At 44.7% G+C, this 20,127-nt stretch carries 11 protein-coding genes and 5 pseudogenes; 10 read left to right on the top strand and 6 right to left on the bottom strand.

Going from position 1 to position 20,127, the window contains the following annotated elements:
* Positions 1-328 precede the first annotated feature (328 nt).
* Positions 329-1,744: a GGDEF domain-containing protein gene (locus WBR25_RS16035; protein WP_186301952.1), complete on the bottom strand. Its 1,416-nt coding sequence runs from the start codon at positions 1,742-1,744 to the stop codon at positions 329-331.
* A 272-nt stretch (positions 1,745-2,016) separates the two neighbouring features.
* Entirely contained in the window at positions 2,017-4,023 is a 2,007-nt protein-coding gene (locus tag WBR25_RS16030) for an EAL domain-containing protein (RefSeq protein ID WP_479748606.1), read from the bottom strand.
* 561 nt (positions 4,024-4,584) lie between these two features.
* Between WBR25_RS16030 and WBR25_RS16025 the strand changes: the two are divergent.
* The 4 genes and pseudogenes from WBR25_RS16025 to WBR25_RS16010 all read left to right on the top strand — a co-directional run.
* A pseudogene (locus WBR25_RS16025) lies at positions 4,585-5,302 on the top strand (transposase); the annotation flags it as partial.
* 435 nt (positions 5,303-5,737) lie between these two features.
* A complete protein-coding gene (locus WBR25_RS16020; protein WP_100652441.1) occupies positions 5,738-6,427 on the top strand; it encodes a B3/B4 domain-containing protein in 690 nt (229 codons plus the stop codon).
* 95 nt (positions 6,428-6,522) lie between these two features.
* Positions 6,523-6,741, top strand: coding sequence for a dihydrodipicolinate synthase family protein (locus tag WBR25_RS16015; RefSeq protein ID WP_235634715.1), 219 nt, complete (start codon positions 6,523-6,525; stop codon positions 6,739-6,741).
* A gap of 45 nt (positions 6,742-6,786) precedes the next feature.
* Positions 6,787-7,767 (top strand): IS5-like element IS5 family transposase, encoded by a 981-nt coding sequence (locus tag WBR25_RS16010; protein ID WP_247824038.1) that lies wholly within the window; start codon positions 6,787-6,789, stop codon positions 7,765-7,767.
* Positions 7,768-8,622: 855 nt separating this feature from the next.
* On the opposite strand, the pseudogene WBR25_RS16005 reads toward WBR25_RS16010, so the two are convergent.
* A pseudogene (locus WBR25_RS16005) lies at positions 8,623-9,475 on the bottom strand (IS5 family transposase).
* Positions 9,476-9,740: 265 nt separating this feature from the next.
* Between WBR25_RS16005 and WBR25_RS16000 the strand changes: the two are divergent.
* From WBR25_RS16000 to WBR25_RS15990, 3 genes are all read left to right on the top strand, one after another.
* Positions 9,741-10,697 (top strand): sensor domain-containing diguanylate cyclase, encoded by a 957-nt coding sequence (locus WBR25_RS16000; RefSeq protein WP_151286328.1) that lies wholly within the window; start codon positions 9,741-9,743, stop codon positions 10,695-10,697.
* A gap of 360 nt (positions 10,698-11,057) precedes the next feature.
* A complete protein-coding gene (locus tag WBR25_RS15995; protein WP_186301956.1) occupies positions 11,058-11,810 on the top strand; it encodes a type 2 periplasmic-binding domain-containing protein in 753 nt (250 codons plus the stop codon).
* Between the two features lie 249 nt (positions 11,811-12,059).
* On the top strand, positions 12,060-13,019 hold the full coding sequence (locus tag WBR25_RS15990; protein WP_080602637.1) for a sensor domain-containing diguanylate cyclase: 960 nt from the start codon (positions 12,060-12,062) through the stop codon (positions 13,017-13,019).
* 115 nt (positions 13,020-13,134) lie between these two features.
* On the opposite strand, the gene WBR25_RS15985 is transcribed toward WBR25_RS15990, so the two are convergent.
* Complete coding sequence (locus tag WBR25_RS15985; protein WP_144716203.1) at positions 13,135-13,797, bottom strand: response regulator; 663 nt, start codon at positions 13,795-13,797, stop codon at positions 13,135-13,137.
* 220 nt (positions 13,798-14,017) lie between these two features.
* Between WBR25_RS15985 and WBR25_RS15980 the strand changes: the two are divergent.
* Both WBR25_RS15980 and WBR25_RS15975 read left to right on the top strand, forming a co-directional pair.
* Positions 14,018-14,605 (top strand): annotated as a pseudogene (locus WBR25_RS15980) (IS5-like element IS5B family transposase); the annotation flags it as partial.
* A 218-nt stretch (positions 14,606-14,823) separates the two neighbouring features.
* Positions 14,824-15,216, top strand: a pseudogene (locus WBR25_RS15975) (transposase); the annotation flags it as partial.
* 637 nt (positions 15,217-15,853) lie between these two features.
* Here the strand turns inward: WBR25_RS15975 and WBR25_RS15970 are convergent.
* Both WBR25_RS15970 and WBR25_RS15965 read right to left on the bottom strand, forming a co-directional pair.
* Positions 15,854-17,731, bottom strand: a complete 1,878-nt coding sequence (locus WBR25_RS15970) for a methyl-accepting chemotaxis protein (RefSeq protein ID WP_100654373.1) — start codon at positions 17,729-17,731, stop codon at positions 15,854-15,856.
* Positions 17,732-17,976: 245 nt separating this feature from the next.
* Positions 17,977-19,017, bottom strand: coding sequence for an IS481-like element ISAs19 family transposase (locus tag WBR25_RS15965; protein ID WP_100654372.1), 1,041 nt, complete (start codon positions 19,015-19,017; stop codon positions 17,977-17,979).
* Between the two features lie 587 nt (positions 19,018-19,604).
* Between WBR25_RS15965 and WBR25_RS15960 the strand changes: the two are divergent.
* Positions 19,605-19,953, top strand: a pseudogene (locus WBR25_RS15960) (IS66 family transposase); the annotation flags it as partial.
* Between the last annotated feature and the right edge of the window lie 174 nt (positions 19,954-20,127).

The raw sequence follows: 20,127 nt of genomic DNA, 5'->3' as shown, positions 1-20,127 counted from the left end.
ACTATGTCTTATAGGTTGCACCACTGACTGTGGTGCATGTTTTCCATTTATCTATCAAGCATTTTTTATTAGGGAAGGTGCGAATAAGTCACCAAGTACAAAAATACGCCTTTGTAAGCATTTGAATTAAATCGACTAAAATTTTCAGTTTTGTTGTGGAGGGTACTTGTTCTCACCCTCCCTAGCCTAGGTTGGTGAGCTGACTCACCTTTGACGATGGTTATGGCTCGAGAATCGCTAAAGCGTGATTTTCTAGTGTACAACCTCCAGCATCTCAAGATACGAGATATATTTTATTATATGTCCCCCAGTTTTCCGGGGGATTATATTAGTAACTCCAACAATTACGGCCTTTTTCCTTGCTACGATATAGGGCTGCATCAGCAAGTGATATTGCCTCTATGTAATTACGTTGGCCTTTCGTTACACCAATACTAAGCGTAACGGTACAGTTTTTTTCTCGCCATTTTAGTTTACATACCTGCTTCTGAAGCCGATCTAAAAGTTTAGGAACTATCTCTGAATCAACCATTAGGATTGCTGCAAACTCATCACCTCCAATTCTGTACACATTTTCTAGACCAAGAACTGATACTAAAGTATCAACTACTCTGCATAAAACTAGATCACCAAGTTGATGGCCATAGTTGTCGTTTATTTTTTTAAAGTCATCAAGATCTATAAGTATGAGTGTATAATCTGATGAAGACATATCAATCGCTTCTAGGTCTTGGTTGAATGCTCTACGATTGAACACACCTGTAAGAGGATCTAATCGAAGTTCTTTTTGATGAATATGATACTTTTTCTCAAGAGCCTCTATCTCATCTAGATTTTTTCCAACAAACCAAGAGTAAAGTTTTTTATCATTCGATACTCTTTCAATTTCATTGTTGTCAATCTGCTGAATTCTATCTGATATCAATGTTTGTTCATGTTTGAATATACGAATTAATAGCATGATTCCAAACCCAGCCAACAGCGCAATAGCAGTTGTTGGGAAAAGTACTTTACTCATTTCTGATTTTAGTATGTCTGTAAAATGACTAGGTGGTAAATATAGCCCCAATTGCCATTCTGACCCGGGTAATTCATGTAAAATTAAATAGCCATTCCAAGTCTTTGCCAAAGAAAAATAATTTTTTGGTGATAAATTTGTATTTGCATCTAGCAAGTTAGGGTTTACAATTGAAATTAAGTTTTGTGATGGTTTATGTTCTAAATATAAAGATGCATTAAGCTCTCCGAGGGAATAACTAAGAGTTTGATGTAGTGATTCTAAAGGGGCATCAACTAATAATAAACCAACTGTTGTACCAGTGGAATCAATAACTTTCTTTCCAAAAATCAATACTGAGCTGTTATCTACTTTTTCATATATACCAACCCAAGATGGTTCATCAGTACTCTTATTAAGGAGGTCAGCCCATGGTCGATGCTGAGGCTTAAAGTAACCTATAGTTGTTTGTAGTGGATAACTTTCAATTGTATTTGAATTTAGATCGTAATAATGGATAGCGTGCTGATTTGGCATTTTAATACGATGTACAATTGGCCAGTATTGATTAATAGCAGATTCTCCACTTCTTAAAGCATCTAGATCTAAATGTGCAGACAGAACTTCCAGTTGAATCTTGTTGGTATTGAAAATCTTTTTTAAATACGATTTTTCAAGAACGGTTAACAGGTGATTGTAATTAACCAAGTGCAATCTAACAACATGCTTGTAATTAACTATAGCCATGTAAGTAGTCAGCATTAAAGTTAGCAGTATTATAAGTGACAACGCTTTGAAGAATAAATAATTTAATCTAGATTGAGATGCTCTCACTTTGTTTACCCCTCCTACGTTCAATTAGATGAACAAAGATAAATGATATTCCGCTAACGATAGCGATAAAATTTCCTGCGCTTTGTATACCATTATTCTTGGAATAAGGTGCGCCACTATTTCTACGTGTTTGATATGTTTTTATCTTAAAAAGACAAAAGTTATTTTTTAAAAAAATAGCGGCATTATATTCTATCCAAAAATTTTGCTAGTGGTTCTGGGCGGGAAATTTGATATCCCTGAATTCTTTTAACTCCGCAAGAAATAACAAAGTCTTTCTCCCATTCGGTTTCTACTCCTTCTGCGAGCACTTGGCATTTGGCCAGATTCCCTATCTGAACTAGTAGTTTATATAACTGCTGACCTTTATATGTAGAGCAATCTTTCAATAATGAACGGTCAAGCTTTACTTTATCAAATGGGTATTTCATTAAGTGTGGGAAAGACGCGAATCCAGCCCCAAAATCATCCATGGCAACATTAATCCCAAGCGACTGTAACTTCTTAATGGTATTAGATAATTCTACCGTGTTATCAAGTAAAGTTTCTTCAGTAATCTCAATCTCAATTTTATTCGGGTCAACCTCAAAAAATTCTATACGAGATGTTAAGTAGCAAACAAAATTACGTTGGCTAAATGTGGAAGCGGAAATGTTAAGCGCGACACGTTCTAATCTATTTAATGGCATTTTCTGCATGTCAGCTAATACTAGGTCAATAACAATATAATCGAGCATTGGCATAGCATCTAATTGTTGAAAATCAGATATAAAACTCGGACCACAGAGTTCTCCTGACTCATCAAGATAACGAATGAGAGCCTCTACACTTAACGGTGAGTTTGAGCTGGACTCTTGGCATTGGTAGTACATTAAGAATTTTCCTTTTTTTACCATACCTTCAACTCGTATTTGTGCTTTTGCTCGCTCTTGATTGTTACGTGCGGAGGACCTAATCTCTGCTAGCAGATGACCAAGAGTGATCCGTTTGATATCACAGCCATCATTCCGTTCATTTATACCCGTGCCTGCAAACGAAATATAAAATGGTTTATATATATATATGCCAATTGTTATTGTAAATAATTGCAATAGCGAACCATCGATACTATTACCCATCGCTATATACCCACTCAACAATGGTGGTGTCATCCAATCTATAGTTGTAATTATTGGGTTTACAAGGCCAATAGATATAGCAAAATAAGCAATGCCAAAACTAATTAATGGTACAAAAATAAATGGTATTATGAGTAGTGGGTTGAAAATTATAGGTAGCCCAAACAATAAGACTTCATTTATATTAAATACAACCATTGGCAAAGCTGCCAGAGCTAGCATTGTATGATTACGGTTCTGTGAAAATAATAGAATGCAGAATAGTAAACAAATGCTGTTGCCAGACCCCCCCATGGAGAGGAATGCATCGTAGAACCCTTGGCTAACAATATTTACAGGCACTATTCCAGCATGTGCATCAGCAAGGTTATGTTCTGTAGCTTGATAAAGCATTTGTTTTATTGGAAGTAGGAAGTTATGCCCATTAATACCAATTGAACCTAACAAGCCTAATATGGTCTGATATAGAAGTCCGCCTGACCAAGTTAATGGATTAAGTCTATATTCGCCGAAGTTCTCAACAGATAAATTAAATATATACTTACTAAGTGTAGATAGACCAAGTACTAGAATTGCAAAACAAGAAAACCGAGCAACATGCAAAGAGATGGCTAAGGGGAAATCGAGTGAATGTGGAACAAGATCTCGTAATGTAACCTTCTTGCAGTAGATTAAGGTTAAAATCGGGCTTACTAAAGCCAATATAGTGTTATTTGGGAGGTGAAAAACAGGGGAGTATAAGTTGTTTGCATGAGATAAACTATAGAATAGTATTATTGCGTATACAATAAAAGTACCACTATTTATAGATGTTTTGTGAGATAAATAGTAACTAGTTAACACACACAGTGCAAGAGGATAAAAATTAATTAAAGTGTGTGAAAGTTGAATTAGTAGATCTGATATAGTAGCATAATTTGCGTGAGCAAAGCCCTGCCCAAGCAAAACACACAATGAGTTTGTAAGTGTTAATGGTAATAGAAGTAGTGCAATTGCTGAAATGTCATATATATATGAGCTAAAAGCATGCTGAAGCTTATCTCTATTTTCTTTTAAACTGTTCTTAATAAACAATTTAACCTCTGCATTGAATTGTTTTATAATGTATTTAATCAGGTGAGAGTCGATGTGGCTTTTTAACAAGATTGGGTTGTTATAACTTTTGACTTTCCATTATGCAGTGTATAAGTCATTTACCCCTGACATTAATAGACATGGCTATATTTACGGTAACTACTATTGATTCATTGTTGTGTCTGGTTGAAATATAATAATAAGTTCAACCTGAAGTCATGCCAATCATGGACATTATAATAATAAATAGGACTGTATGAAGTACTGTCTTAATATAAGATGAGTTATTAGTTGTATGCATTTTATTGTTCAATTCTGTACATCTCTCTTGTTTTTTGTGTTTAATTGAGTATGAGTGGTCGGAAAGTATACATAGGAAATGCTGAACACCGACTGTATGAATGGGGGTTTACAGACTGTACAGATCTACTTATCACCTGAGACCAGCCTCAAACTGAGGTCTTGGTTACTAGATTGGCCCCTTAAAGATCCAGACACTTCGCCCCTCTTAACTTAAGAGGTAGTCTTGAAACTATGTGCAGTACTAGTCACAACGAGAAGATGGTCGAAGTATTAACAGGGGCAGAGCGCCGTCGACGCCGGACTCCGCAAGAGAAAATCGCTATCGTGCAGCAGACCTTTGAGCCTGGGATGACCGTCTCTCATGTCGCTCGCTTGCACGACGTCAACGCCAACCAGCTTTTCAAATGGCGCAAACAATTCCAAGAATGGTCGCTCACGGCGATCACCGCCGGTGAGGATGTTGTTCCTGCCTCCGAGTTGGCTGCTGCCATCAAGCAGGTCCGAGTGCTCCAGCGTCTGCTCGGGAAGAAGACCATGGAGAACGAGATCCTCAAAGAAGCCGTGGAGTATGGCCGAGCAAAAAATGGATTGCGCATGCGCCCTTGTTGCCGGGGGACGACGATTAAGTGGTGTGAGCCAAGCCCTTAATGTATCGCGTGCTCAGCTATCCGTTCGTGTTCATCGAAAACCAGGTTGGCAAGATGGTCGTCATCATCGCCTGCATGATGATGCTGCCTTACTTGGCCGGATCATGGAGGCGATGGCTGAGCTTCACTCCTATGGCTATCGTCGAGTCTGGGCGCTGTTACGGCGTCAGTCAGAGGCAACACGACAGCCTCTGGTAAACGCCAAACGGGTATATCGCGTCATACGCGATCATGGACTGCTGCTGGAAAGAATACCGGCTGCACCATTGACCCTGCGGGCACATAAGGGACGTGTTGCCGCCAAGGAGAGCAATCGACGTTGGTGCTCAGCGAGCTGTAGCTGACGCACAACTTTCTTATTGGTGGTCATGCGCTGATTCCAGATAACACGGTAAGGGTATGGTTTTATTATCCGGTGTGAAGTCGTATGACGACTCCCTTTGGTGGGCAACTGTCAGGTGAATACCGTATCCATACACGTTTCAGTCCATGCTATCCAATTGACCACCAAGCGCAATCAGTTTAGCTAATGATGGCTTAGTTTTAATAATTTGAGCTTATGGATAAGTTTATGCAATATACTGACTATTCAAAAACGTAAACCTCTCTGCAATCCTGTAGATAATAGATTGAGCATTCAAAATTTCATTACAGAAAAAATCAATGAATTGGAAGTGATTTACTCAAATCTTATTGATTTTAGTAATGCTAGGATGAGAATAATATGAGAGGATTGATGAAGATATGATAGATGGAGGCATTGCATGCCAGTTGCACCTTTGATTAGTCCAAAGATATTTGAGATTGCCCCTGGATTTCGCGCTATAAGTATTACGGTCTTGGCGTCAGAAATAATTGATTCTGATGTAGCGACTCAGGCACTTTTAGACTCATATAAGTGTGTGCATGAGGATAATCCTACTTGGGCCGAAGCACACCTTGCTGCATGGGGAGAGGTATTTAAGACGTTTGGTGCAAAACCGAAGAGAACGCCATGCTCTGCCGAGGCTTTACGTAATAGAGTCCTAAAGGATGGTGGGATCACAAGTGCAGATCCTATCGTTGATCTCTATAATGCCATCAGCATTAAATATGCAATTCCTGTCGGTGGTGAAAACTACGAAGCATATGTTGGGATACCACACCTAACAATTGCTGAAGGTACAGAAGCATTTGATACAGTCAAATCAGGCCAGCCAGCAAATGAACCACCAGAGAAAGGGGAAGTCATTTGGAGAGATGAAGCAGGAGTAACCTGCCGTAGATGGAATTGGCGTCAAGGTGTAAGAACTCGACTGGATGAGCATGCAAAAAAGATGTGGTTCATTTTAGAAAGTCTGCCAGAAATGCCGCGTGAGGCCCTACAGGCTGCTAGTGATGACCTTATTTCTGGTCTCAAGAAAATGATGCCAGAAGCGCAAATTGTATTTACATACGTTGAAGATAAAGAATAAATAAGTTTATTTATCGCGTTTCTCTATATCTCAACCTTCTTCTGCCAAAGAGAAGGTTGAATTTTGATTAATTTCATGGCTAGGGAACACAAGAGATGTTTTCAGGACTAAGTGCTTTTCCCCTGACGCCCGTCAACCATCACGGCATCGATGAAAGGGCCTATATCCACCTGATAGAGCGATTAGCTCTAGCCAATGTTGACTCGATTGGCGCACTGGGTTCTACAGGAAGCTATATCTACCTAAGCCGTGAGGAAAGGGCCAAAGCGGCGTCACTTGCTGTCAATCATGGGAAGGTGCGAACAAGTCCCTGATATGAGATCATGTTTGTCATCTGGAGCCATGGAACAGGGTTCATCATGAGTCATCAGCTCACCTTCGCCGACAGTGAATTCAGCAGTAAGCGCCGTCAGACCAGAAAAGAGATTTTCTTGTCCCGCATGGAGCAGATTCTACCATGGCAAAACATGGTGGAAGTCATCGAGCCGTTTTACCCCAAGGCTGGTAATGGCCGGCGACCTTATCCGCTGGAAACCATGCTACGCATTCACTGCATGCAGCATTGGTACAACCTGAGCGATGGCGCGATGGAAGATGCTCTGTACGAAATCGCCTCCATGCGTCTGTTTGCCCGGTTATCCCTGGATAGCGCCTTGCCGGACCGCACCACCATCATGAATTTCCGCCACCTGCTGGAGCAGCATCAACTGGCCCGCCAATTGTTCAAGACCATCAATCGCTGGCTGGCCGAAGCAGGCGTCATGATGACCCAAGGCACCTTGGTCGATGCCACCATCATTGAGGCACCCAGCTCGACCAAGAACAAAGAGCAGCAACGCGATCCGGAGATGCATCAGACCAAGAAAGGCAATCAGTGGCACTTTGGCATGAAGGCCCACATTGGTGTCGATGCCAAGAGTGGCATGACCCACAGCCTAGTCACCACCGCGGCCAACGAGCATGACCTCAATCAGCTGGGTAATCTGCTGCATGGAGAGGAGCAATTTGTCTCAGCCGATGCCGGCTACCAAGGGGCGCCACAGCGCAAGGAGCTGGCCGAGGTGGATGTGGACTGGCTGATCGCCGAGCGCCCCGGCAAGGTAAGAACCTTGAAACAGCATCCACGCAAGAACAAAACGGCCATCAACATCGAATACATGAAAGCCAGCATCCGGGCCAAGGTGGAGCACCCATTTCGCATCATCAAGCGACAGTTCGGCTTCGTGAAAGCCAGATACAAGGGGTTGCTGAAAAACGATAACCAACTGGCGATGTCATTCACGCTGGCCAACCTGTTTCGGGCGGACCAAATGATACGTCAGTGGGAGAGATCTCACTAAAAACTGGGAATAACGCCTTAAATGGCGAAGAAACGGTCTAAATAGGCTGATTCAAGGCATTTACGGGAGAAAAAATCGGCTCAAACATGAAGAAATGAAATGACTGCGTCAGCCGAGAAGAATTTCCCCGCTTATTCGCACCTTCCCTAACCCAAGACGCATGCGGGAAATCAATGACTATGTTTTCCACTGGGTTTTATCACTCATTACACCGACATCCTGTCTGAAAAAATCTGATGGGCTAACCATACCAGAAAGCTTTAAATGAGCCCATCATTGTGATCACCCTCCTCGAACCTGAACGAGCCCCCTCAGGACGACTTGCTCGATAACTACTTACTACCGTTCATACAATCTGAACGTTAAGGTTTGTCTACGATGAAGACGATGGCCTGAGCTTTAAAGCCATAAGTGTCTGAATATATTATATTTTCAATGGTATGTGTCACACTGCATCAAATTTATAGTAACAATAGCCAAAGCCCCGAACACATCTACAGAGACACCTTCAGGCACAGTGTTCAGATCTAATCGCCTGGCCTCCCCAAACAACCTAGTGGTGTGCTGTTCGAGAATCTCATCCAGCTCTAAAGATGAGATGGATCTTCTCCAGCGAGGGTGAGCCTTAAAGTCCTCTATAACGCAGTGTTGCAAGCATAAATGTGGGACTTCGACCCACCCGCCTGAATCAACGGAGGTATGTACCTTGGCTTGAAAAATGACTCTGACCATCGTGAAACATCCAGATGCAAAAACTGGGAGACTTGATGATATGAGGTTAGTTCATTAATGACAAACAAGTTAACTGCGGAATGGCTTTTTGCTAGGATGGTCGAATAAAACTAGGCTGTGTTCTCAAAATGCTGGTTTTCTGTCCACACATAACTCGCGCAAGTAGCGAAGGCAGAATGCCAGTTTGATAAAGGCTGCAAAACTCTTGGCTAGCTTTTCATATCTCGTTGAAAACCGGCGAAACTTCTTCAACCAACCGAAGCACCGCTCCACGACATTGCGCCTGCGGTAATGCACCTTGTCCAGTACCAATGGACGCCCCTTATGGCGCCGTTGCTGGTCGCTGCGTTGCGGAATGACCGCTTTTATCCTTCTCCGCCGTAGCTCGGCTCGAAAGGCTTTGCTGCTATAGGCCTTGTCTGCGGCAAGATGCGCTGGCCGTGTTCGGTAGCGACCTGATGACGTTGGTATCCTCGCCATGGCCAACGCGCTTGTTGCATAGCTGATTTCTGCTGATTGCCCCGGTGACAGGCAGAAGCTCAGTGGTAAGCCATGACCGTCCGTGACCAAGTGAATTTTGCTGCCGAAACCTCCCCGCGAACGGCCAAGGGCTTGATTCATTGAGGTGTTTTTTTACGTGCACCGGCAGCATCTTTGGATGCTCTGACATTGGAGCCGTCCAGGCACCACAGGTCGAAATCGATGAGCCCTTCTTCATTGAGCTTGAGTTGCAGCGCTTCCAGAATGGCATCAATCCGGCCTGCATCCTGCCAACGCCGGAAGGTGTTGTAGACCGAATTCCATGGTCCGAAACGTTCTGGAAGGTCTCGCCAAGGAGCTCCGGTGTGGAGTATCCAGAGAATGCCATCGAGCACTTGGCGCGTTTCACGGGTAGGGCGCCCGATCAGGCTTCGAGAAGGAAACAGGGCTCGATAAGCCCCCATTGTGCATCAGTCAGCTGATAACGGCGGGACACGGAATGGATCTTAAGCTGTTGAGAAGATGTGAGATTATATCTTCATCACTTTAAGAACACAGCCTAGGGGGATTCTAGGCGAGCTCTTGTTTGTCGAGCGAGCGACAACCACGCTACCAAGAGTGCAAACACTGCTCCTGTCATCAAAGATGAGATGGCTCGAAATCATAGGTCTACCTACTGTAATATACTGTCAGTACATCAGATCTACAGATGCACAGTATATGTTGGCAGCGTACAGTGCCCACACAACAAGGAGATGTTGATGCAAAGCCCTGTAGTACCGGATAACGAACGGCTTCGCTTAGACGCATTGCGCCGTTTAGCGATACTTGATAGCCCCGCAGAGGAGCGTTTTGACCGGATTACCAGGATGGCTCGCAACATGTTTGATGTGCCCATCGCATTGGTTTCATTGGTGGATGAAAACAGACAGTGGTTCAAGTCATGTTGTGGGTTGCCGGTATTGGAGACACCGCGAGACATTTCTTTTTGTGGTCATGCAATTCTCGGTGAAGAACTGTTTGTAGTTGAAGATGCGGCCCAAGATCCACGATTTTCTGACAACCCCTTAGTCACGGGGGAACCACACATTCGCTTCTATGCAGGCCATCCACTAGAAGTTGGGAACGGTTTGAAGCTGGGTACATTGTGCATCATAGACTCTAAACCCAGGGGTTTTAGCCCACGAGACCAAGCGCTGTTAGCTGATTTGGCATCCATGGTTGAGAGTGAGTTACAAGCCGTTCAGAGAGCAACCATAGATGAATTGACGGGGATAACTAACCGTAGAGGATTCATGCTGCTCGCCGAAAAAAGTTTGAAATATGCATTTCGTGTAAAACACACAGCGGCCTTACTTTTTTTAGATCTAAATCACTTCAAACTAATTAACGATAAGTTTGGTCATGACATTGGCGATGACGCGTTGCGACATATGGCCGAGTTGTTATGCCGAGTATTCCGCGATGCTGATATATTCGCTCGCCTTGGTGGGGATGAATTCGTTGTCCTTTTACCTGGCACTGGTAGTGAACATTGTCAGAGAATTAAAGAGCGGCTGAATCATGCAATAGATGACTTCAATAGTCATAGTGGTAAGCCATACCAGTTGTCATGCTCCTTAGGAATTGTGATTTACGATGCTAGTATGCCGCCTAATTTAGATCAACTACTGCGGCACGCAGATGAAGAGATGTATTCATGCAAAGTGAAACGATAAATAGCTGTCGCCAAAAATACAACTATCTGAGCATTTCTTAGAGAAATCATTTTTATACTGGTAAAGAAGTAATTGACCGTATGAAACAAGATACCCTAATCATGGGGATCTTGTTTATTTTATTCAGTGTCTGTGTATAATTTTAATTACTTGTCTATGAATATGCATTGATGGCTTGCTACTCGAATTCCTATACATTAGCTTTCAGCAGAGCAAACCATTTTGGAAGAAACACTATTTAAGTGGCGCGAGCCCATATCTCGTGAGAAATGTCACCAACAGTATTTTAATTTCATTTAGCATGGCGAATTTTTTAACGTGAGCTATATTAAAAGTGGGATGTGTCAATGTGGGGTATGTATGTTTTCACAATACAACATAAGAAACATATTGTTAATTTTCCTTGCGACACTTTCTTCATGCGCTATTGCTGTTGATACCAAAATTGTTCTAGTTAGTTCAGCGGACACTTATCATTCAAAGTATGGGTGCTGGTTATATAATATTTATAGCGAGGCATTTTCTAGATTGGGATATAAATTTCTATATCAGGGCGTTCCTGGTGGAAGAGCACCGATCCTCGCGGAGAATGGCAGTGTTGATGGTGAAATTCATCGGGCATTTGAATACCAACAGCAAACAACCAACTTGATCAGAGTGAATGAATCACATTTCAACGTGACTATTGAAGCTTATGTGTATGACAATAAATCAAAATATAATTCTTGGCATAGCCTAGATAAGGAAGGATTAAGAGTTGAATTCAGGCGAGGCTCAAAACGCGCCGAAGACGCACTTTCCAAGCTTATTACCTCCCCCCTGCCGACAGAGGTAAACACAACTGAGCAGGGATTGAAAAAACTGATAAAAGGACGCGTTGATGTATTTGTGGAGCAGACTCTGGTATTTGATAGGAGCAAGCAAGCATTGCTTGCGGAATCGACCGAGTATAATAAAATATATTCCGCAGGAATTGTTGATACCTTGGCAGGCTATGCGTATCTTAATAAAAAACACTCAAGGCTAGCGAAAGATTTGGCCTTAATGCTAAAAAAAATGAAAACCGAGGGTAGAGTAGAACAACTGCAAGAGCAGTTTTGCTATTATGATTAATTTAAAATCCAGTTCGTGCCATGGTGCTTTACAAGCGTCTGGGGTGCTCGATGATATCCTCGCCTTCATAGAACAACACGAATGAGTTTCGATTGCCCCCTAGTGATGGTCTCATTAGAAAACCAAATGTGTGTATTTTCGCATACCCGCGCTAAAAATCTGTCATCCGTAATCCAGCATTCTATTTAGTTATATCCAAATGAGTGTCATAATAGCATCGCTTCGGACACAACGTAAAAGGCCGCAAGGATGCAACCGTTCTCTGAAACCAGTGATCCCCACTTTCTTCGCTTAGATGCATTGCGCCGTCTCCAAGTGCTTGACTCCCCAACAGAGGAACGTTTCATTCGTATAACAAGAATGGCTCGCAACATGTTTGATGTGCCTATTGCCCTGATCTCATTCGAAGACAATGAACACGAGTGGGCCAAGCCTTGTTATGGCCTAAACATCCATGAACCTCTTCCTAATATCTCTTTTTGTAAAAATGGATTTCTCAAAGAACGCATGCTTGTTATTGAGGATGCAACCAAAGATCCTCTTTATTATAATAATCCAATGGTTCAAGGGGAGCCATACATCCGATTCTATGCTGGTCATTCATTAGTAATAACTGATGGATTGCATATCGGTTCGTTGTGCCTTATAGACCGTAAGGCTAGGGCTTTTGGAGAAAAGGATAGAGCTTTATTTACCGACTTGGCATTAACAGTTGAAAGCGAGTTACGTGCAGTTCAAATGGCGACAATAGATGAGTTGACGGGGATAACCAACAGGCGAGGTTTTATTCTTCTGGCTGAGAGGTACTTGCAACATGCATACAGAACGAAAAGGGGCCTTTCATTATTGTTTATAGATTTGAATCATTTCAAATCTATAAACGATCGATTTGGTCATGATGTTGGAGATGATGCATTGTGCCAAGCCGCCAGCTTGATCAACTTGATTTTTAGAAATGCTGATATCTGTGCTCGATTAGGTGGTGATGAATACGTGGTTTTACTCCCAGAAACAAACATTAACTATATTGAATCAATCAATAATCGAATAAATCAGATCTTTGATGAGTTCAATAAGCATAGCGGTAAGGTATATAACCTTTCTTGTTCTATAGGCTATGTGGAATATGATGCAACTACACCACCAGATCTAAACTTGTTACTCCGTTTGGCGGATGAGGCCATGTATCGTTGCAAGCAGAATTTATAAATCATATGCACCCTATGGGCATATGATTTAAGAGAGTCGTTAACTAGTATGGCAATAATCTGCAACAATAAAAATATCAAGTTAATTTTTATTTATGTACATTTTTAAATTATAGTTACTTAATAGTTCGGTTATGTGCCCATACAGTAACAGCAACTCTAGACTTTAATTTTAGTTTTCTTAGAATGTTTCTCACATGTATTTTTACCGTCCCATGAGATATATATAATAATTTTGAAATGACTTTGTTTGAGTGACCTTCAGCAAGAAGTTTTACTACATCAATTTCTCTATGGCTTAATGATTCAATAATGCCAACATTACTATCTGATAATGAGATTGACATTACTTTATTGTTTGACTGAGGACTTTCAATTGATGTATCAGCACATATGCTCTTAATGAAGCCAATTAAATCAAGCGGTTCAATATTTTTTGAAAGATATCCATTGGCTCCGAACCTAAACGCTTCTACAACATCAATTTCCAAATCTGACTCGGTGAAGATAACGACCTTGCTTTTTATTTTCTTTGCTCTGATTCTCTTCAGCGTTTCTAATCCATTAAGCACTGGCATTTGAAGGTCAAGCAATATTAAATCTGGTTCATATTCTACTGCCAGATCTAATCCTTCTTTACCATTGCCAGCCTCTGCAATCACCTTCATAAGGTGATCTGTTGAGAGTGTAGCTTTGACTCCTGCCCGCAATATAGCGTGGTCATCTACAAGCAATACTTTTAATGCTTGCATTTCTTCGATTGAAACTTTGTTATCCATAACTACATTCTCAATACCATGCTAGCGTCACATTACACCATACGTGCATAAAAAACACTATAAATCAACACGTTAACCAATATGCAGGATGCAACTCTATAATGGCCCATAGCTATGTATCTTTATCATTTTAACCCCAGTCGTTTGGCTAGGGAAGGTGCGAACAAGTCCCTGATATGAGATCATGTTTGTCATCTGGAGCCATGAAAAAGGGTTCATCATGAGTCATCAGCTCACCTTCGCCGACAGTGAATTCAGCAGTAAGCGCCGTCAGACCAGAAAAGAGATTTTCTTGTCCCGCATGGAGCAGATTCTGCCATGGCAAAACATGGTGGAAGTCATCGAGCCGTTTTACCCCAAGGCTGGTAATGGCCGGCGACCTTATCCGCTGGAAACCATGCTACGCATTCACTGCATGCAGCATTGGTACAACCTGAGCGATGGCGCGATGGAAGATGCTCTGTACGAAATCGCCTCCATGCGTCTGTTTGCCCGGTTATCCCTGGATAGCGCCTTGCCGGACCGCACCACCATCATGAATTTCCGCCACCTGCTGGAGCAGCATCAACTGGCCCGCCAATTGTTCAAGACCATCAATCGCTGTCTGGCCGAAGCAGGCGTCATGATGACTCAAGGCACCTTGGTCGATGCCACCATCATTGAGGCACCCAGCTCGACCAAGAACAAAGAGCAGCAACGCGATCCGGAGATGCATCAGACCAAGAAAGGCAATCAGTGGCACTTTGGCATGAAGGCCCACATTGGTGTCGATGCCAAGAGTGGCCTGACCCACAGCCTAGTCACCACCGCGGCCAACGCTTAATCATCCCCTCATATGAGCTAGGCGTGGCGCGGACTCCAAGAATGCCCTCTTCTTTTTGACCGGCAAATACAGTGAAGCGTAAAAAGAAAGGAAATCAGGTTTTATGCGGTCTGTAGCGTGGTTTGGCTTTTTCAGCAATGAGCAGATGTTTATATCTTCGATCAACGTGCCGCTATCATTCTAAAAAATGAGGGGATCTCTAAGCGGCCAACGAGCATGACCTCAATCAGCTGGGTAATCTGCTGCATGGAGAGGAGCAATTTGTCTCAGCCGATGCCGGCTACCAAGGGGCGCCACAGCGCAAGGAGCTGGCCGAGGTGGATGTGGACTGGCTGATCGCCGAGCGCCCCGGCAAGGTAAGAACCTTGAAACAGCATCCACGCAAGAACAAAACGGCCATCAACATCGAATACATGAAAGCCAGCATCCGGGCCAAGGTGGAGCACCCATTTCGCATCATCAAGCGACAGTTCGGCTTCGTGAAAGCCAGATACAAGGGGTTGCTGAAAAACGATAACCAACTGGCGATGTTATTCACGCTGGCCAACCTGTTTCGGGCGGACCAAATGATACGTCAGTGGGAGAGATCTCACTAAAAACTGGGAATAACGCCTTAAATGGCGAAGAAACGGTCTAAATAGGCTGATTCAAGGCATTTACGGGAGAAAAAATCGGCTCAAACATGAAGAAATGAAATGACTGCGTCAGCCGAGAAGAATTTCCCCGCTTATTCGCACCTTCCTTAACAACAACATAAGTCCCATCAAAACATTCATCTTCGCCCCAAATTGCAGACGAGATAATAAAAGGGTCATACGAGGTGGGCTCGTATGACCCGCATTTTCCGCAGGCAACAACATTGCACTATCCATTCTAATATCCATAACCTTTGCATGCTCAAAAATTGAGCGGCGAATATTCAATCACATGTAAGAACTATGGCAAACGTTTTTAACGTTACTTAATGTAAGCTATGGATATATCAGTTTCATATCAACAAGATAGAGATGTAATCGGATGTTTTTAGGACGGTGCGAATGGAGTAATGAAATTATAAACGTGAGTAGGCTGATTATGATGAAGGAGCAATCAACTTGTTCGCCTCTTCCTTAGTCGATAAGCATAAAAAATCCGAAACCAAATCAAAAGGTTTCGGATTTTTACACATCAGGGGAGCGGCCTCTGGAGCCTTAACTGAGTGGCATTTGGCATATACGCCCCCTTTACTCATACTCAAATGCGGAACATACCGACCTGATTACTCAGTTCATCCGAAATATTTTTAAGTTGTTCAGAGAGATGACGTGAACTGTCTGCATCCAACGCCAGTTCGTCCGAGACATCTTTGACCGCCTGAATGTTGCGGCTTACCTCGTCGGTGACGGCTCGTTGCTCTTCGGCTGCGCTGGAGATCTGGGTCGCCATGTCGGAGATCTGGTTGATCGAGGTGGTGATCTGCTCCAGCGCATGGGTGGCGTTGTTGGCGTCATCCACGCTGTTCTGGGCCAGCTGCTGGCCTTCGTGCATGGTGCTGACCGCTCCCTGGGTATTGCGTTGCAGGGTTTCGATCATGCTGCGGATCTCGACAGTCGAGCTGTGGGTACGCTGTGACAAAACGCGCACCTCGTCGGCCACTACCGCAAAGCCACGGCCCTGTTCACCGGCACGCGCCGCTTCAATGGCAGCGTTGAGCGCCAGCAGGTTGGTCTGCTCGGCGATGCCCTGAATGGTGGAGAGGATGGTGTTGATCTCCTGAGCGTTTTTCTCCAGTTCCTGAATGATGTTGGAGGCCTGTTCCACCTGGGTGGCCAGATCGGTGATGGAGCGCTGGTTGCGGGCGATCACCTGTTTGCCATGCTCGCAACTGCTGGAGGAGCTGCGGGCCGCTTCGGCAGTTTGCTCGGCGTTGCTGGCAACATCGACCGCAGTTGCCGACATCTCATGGACCGCAGTGGCGATCTGAGTGATCTCGTTTTGCTGGCGAGCCAGCCCCTCATTGGCCTTCTCCGCCATGCTGTGGGAGGACTTGGCCTGCTGGTTGAGTTGGCCGGAGGAGTTGGAAATGTCCTGCACCATAGCATGGAGCCGCTCAATGAAGGTATTGACGTGTTTGGCAACCGCGCTCACCTCATCTTCACGCTCGATCTTGAGGCGGCGGGTCAAATCGCCGTTGCCACGGGAGAGATCGGCAATTGCCTCGCCCAGGGTTTTCAGAGGCGCTAGCGAGCTGTTGATGGCGACATAGGAGAAGCCAGCCACGATCAATATGGTGATAAGTCCCTGAATAAGTGAGGAGGTGACCATGCGGCGTACCGACTGGTAAGCGGTTTCGTCATCCACCATCATGCCGTAATACCAATTGGTGTTGGGGATCGCGTTAAAGTCAAAGACCTCTTTCTTACCGCTGATCACCAGCTCGTTGATCGTACCGTCATGAGCGATCTGATTGATGTAAGACGCGGTCAACTCGGGGGCTAGCGTTGTGGCGGGTTTCAGACTCAGGGAGGCATCGGGGTGGGCGATGATGGTGCCGTTGCTGTCGACCAGAATGGCGTAAGTCCCCTCGGTAGTGACCGTCAGAATATCCGAGATAAGGGCGCTGATAGAGACATCTCCGGCGATAACCCCCTGGGTGTTGCCACGCTGGAATGGCTCGGCGATGGTGACGATCAAACTGCCGTTAGAGACATCGGCGTAGGGCGCAGTGATGACCAGTTTACCGGCGGCAACTGCATCCTTGTACCAGGTGCGTTGACGGGGGTCATAATCGGCTGGCAGGCCGGAGGGGGTACTCTCGAGCATCTTGCCGTCAGCAGTACCGGCATAGACCCCCTCAAAGCCACCGGCATTCATGGCTTGGGCCAGATGGCTGATGGGTTCATCTTCTTTGGTGAATGCTTCCTTGGTGGTACTGACCATGCTGATGCGGGCATCGACCCAGTTGGAGATACCCTTGACGTTGGCCATGGAGCTTTCGTCAATGATGCTCCAGACCAGTCTCTGGGTTTCAGTGCGCAGTTGTGAGGTGTTGTACCAGACTTGCAGGCCGGTGATCACCAGGATGATGATCCCGATAGCCAAGACCAGCTTGTTTTTAATGGATAAGTTCATAGTGACATCCCTGTGAGCGTTAGTCTGAGTGTAGGAAAAAATTTAATTATTGTGGAATTTTAGTGGGTTATTGACTAAATCCGAAATTTTCAGCGAATCCGGGGAGCTGATCCTCTGACTCAACCAACCTAGAGAGTCAGATGGGCAAGTCCCAACAGGAGATCCCCTGTCAGGCGACAAGTGAACTGAGCGGAGCTGTACAGATCTAGTTATCACCTGACACCGGCCTCAAACCGGTGTCTTGTTTACGCTACTTTAGTGCGCACTTCCTTCGGTATCAATTTCAGACCCTTTTTGAACATGCTGTAGGGAGTCTGTCCTTCCATCATCCTGCCCTGATGTGGCCGCTGGATGTTGTAGTGCTCCAGGTAGCTATCCAGGTCTGTCTGCATCTGCTCTACCGACTCATACCAGGTTGTCCTCCCCTTGATACGGAAGTGTTCATCCAGCAGGGTACGATGTAGCCGCTCGATAAAGCCGTTGCTCTGCGGTCTGCGTACCTTGGTGGTCCGGTGCTCAATCCCCTCCAGTTGCAGGAACAGCTCGTAGGGATGATGGTCAGGGCGCCCACAGAACTCGCGCCCGTTGTTCGACAAGATGGTATAGACCCGAGCCTCATGGGCTTCGAAGAACGGCAGGACCGTTTCGTTGAGCACATGAACCGAGGTCACCGGCAGCTTGCTGGTGTAGAGCCGTCCCCAGGCGTGGCGGCTGTAGCAGTCCAGCACGGTTTGCAGATACACCTTGCCAACCCCTTTGAGTGCGCCGACGAAGAAGGTGTCGACCGCCACCAGTTCCCCGGTGTAGTGAACCTCAATTTGGCGTTCGCGAAACTCGGGGCTGAAGCGCTCGAGCAGGCGGATCTGCTCGTCATTGAGCTCAATCGTCTGTTCCCTATGGGTTTTCTCGAGGCGCAACAAGCGGTCATGCTTGGAGAGCAAGTCGTGACGTTGCCACACGCCACGCACACCGCCCGCACTGACGTTGATGCCTTGCAGAGCCAGTTCTTGCGCGACCCGCAGCGGGCCATGGGTTGGTCTGGTGAGAGAGTAATCGAGGATGGCTTGCTCAATCTCGGGAGCGACCCGGTTGGGATGAGCGCCTTTACAGCCGGGGAGTTTGTCGAGCAAGCCCTCGGCGCCATAGGTCTGGTAGTTACGGCGAATCTCGTAGAACTGCTGGCGGCTGTAGCCGATGAGCTTGCAGGCTTTTCTGACGTTATTGAGCTCTTTGGCGAGCTCTAGCAGGCTGAGTTTATGACGTGCTACTTTCTCGTTGGTGGTCATATGGTGACTCCAGATAACACGGTAGGGGTACCGTTTTGTTATCCGGTTTGAAGCCGTATGACCACTCCCTTTTGTGGGCAACTGTCAGGTGAATACCATCTCCATACAGACTGTATTTAAAAAATTTTGAATTATCAAAGTTCAATAGGTTGCCTATACCAACCAACCAACCAACCAACCAACCAACCAACCAACCAACCAACCAACCAACCAACCATTCATTGACTGAAATTATATATAGTAAGTTATTGTGTAACCTGTTTTTAGGTTGTTGGAATTTGTAAAGTAATCACCAATGTTTCAATGGAGTAACATTATCTAAATGTAATAATCAGTTCAACCAGAGGTCGACCCAATAATAATCATTGCAAAAATATATAATGCTGTATGATATATGGTTATAGCTTTAGCGAATTTATTTGATACATGCGGATTTTTGTTCAAGTCTGTAGTTCTCACTGAGCTAACTATGTGGTACATCTAGTATAAAGTGGTCGGACATTTTATATCAAAATGCTGAACACGGACTGTATGAATGTATCTTACCCTACAATTGGGTAGATAATAATAGTTTATAGTGGTCATAGGCCATGTTATGCCCCAAGTGCTATCGTGGCCGCTGCGAGTTGTTCATCAAGGATGATGAGATGCTTTGGCGGTTTATGATCGATGACGATATTCCGCTGCTCAACAATGAGGCCGGGCGCTCGCTAGGCGTGGCTATGTGCTGAAGCACAAAGGGGGCTGCGGGGTATACTCACATCGTGGGGAGTTGTTTCGCCAGCGAATACTGTCATTGGTGGAGCTGGCCAAGCGAGTGGGGCGTTGTCCTCAGGAGATGCTGCGCGTTGTCGTCCGTGTCTGCATCGAGAAATGGATTACCCCATATCTGTCGAGTGTGTGCGTCAAGCCCCGGTCGGTGAACGATTAACATGAAGGTGGGTGTGGATTATACGAATGTTCAGCAAGACAAATAGTAGGAAGAGTAGTTCGGCATAAATAGGTAGTATGGACATCAGTGTTGTGTCCAAATAGCAGATTAATAATGAGTATTACACTTATGCATTGTGTTTGATGGCCACAGTTAATAAAAAAACCGCTCACCATAAG

This window comes from Aeromonas sp. MTB (assembly GCF_056632455.1).
The sequence above is the reverse complement of the archived record's forward strand: the minus strand, read 5'-3'. Positions and strand labels throughout refer to the sequence as shown.